This is a genomic window from Streptomyces sp. NPDC050485 (assembly GCF_044458185.1).
Taxonomy (GTDB): domain Bacteria; phylum Actinomycetota; class Actinomycetes; order Streptomycetales; family Streptomycetaceae; genus Streptomyces.
In genome coordinates this window covers 1-1,006 of the sequence record NZ_JBITHR010000084.1, presented here as the reverse complement: position 1 = coordinate 1,006, position 1,006 = coordinate 1, and the positions used below count along the sequence as shown (strand labels likewise).

At 68.2% G+C, this 1,006-nt stretch carries 1 protein-coding gene; it reads left to right on the top strand.

Features of this window, described 5'->3' with window-relative positions; all coding sequences use genetic code 11:
* Nucleotides 1-1,006, top strand: a 1,006-nt coding sequence (locus ACIBK6_RS42495) for a polysaccharide deacetylase family protein (RefSeq protein ID WP_399058856.1), incomplete at its 5' end; no start/stop codon positions are given.

Here is a 1,006-nt window from a genome sequence, read left to right as displayed (position 1 = left end):
CATCGTCGCGTCGGCCATCCTGCTGCTCACCGCCTGCTCGGCAGCCCAATCCCCGCCGGAAGGGGGCCAGGACGGGCCGTCGGGACGGGCGCGCAAGGTCGGCGGGCAGGCAGCGGTTGCCGACCCGGCGACAGTGCAGGCCGACGAGCTCGGTGCGGTCCCGGTGCTGATGTACCACCAACTGGTTGCCGAGCCCAGGAGTGTGTACGACCGCACGCCGCAGGACTTCCGCGCCGAGCTGGAACGGCTGGCACGGGAGAGGTACGTACCGGTCACCGCGCGGGAGTTCAGCAGTGGGAATATTGACATTCCCGCCGGTACCCACCCTGTGGTGCTGACCTTCGACGACTCGACCGTCACCCAGTTCCGTCTGGGCACGGATGGCCGACCCGCGTCCGACACCGCGGTGGGCATCCTGCTGGACACCGCCCGGAAGCACCCCGGATTCCGCCCTGTGGCCACCTTCTTCGTCAACGCCGACCCGTTCAGTGAGCCAGGCGGCCGAAAGTCGTTGGACTGGCTCGTCAAACACGAATTCGAGGTCGGTAACCACACCCTGCGGCACACCGCGCTGGGGACGGTGGACGACGACACCGCCCAGAAGGCCATCGCTGACAACCAAAAGGCGATCACCCAAGCCGTGCCCGGCTTGTCGGTGGTGTCGATGGCACTTCCCTACGGTTCGATGTCCCACTCCCGGCAACTGATGCTGAAGGGAGCCGCCGACGGTGTGAGCTACCAGCATCAGGGCGTCTACCTGGTGGGAGCCAACCCCGCCCCTTCCCCCTTCTCGACCGACTTCGACCCGGGTGCCATCCCGCGGATTCGCTCCCAGGCGGCGACCGGCCCCGATGTCCAGTTCACCTCGACGGCCTGGCTGGACAAGCTCCGCGATGGGACGGTCAAGCGTTACACCTCGGACGGAGACCCGAAGACGATCAGCTTCCCCAAGTCCGAGGCGGCCCGCCTCGCCCCGGCCCACCGGCAGGCCGCCCGGCCGTACTGA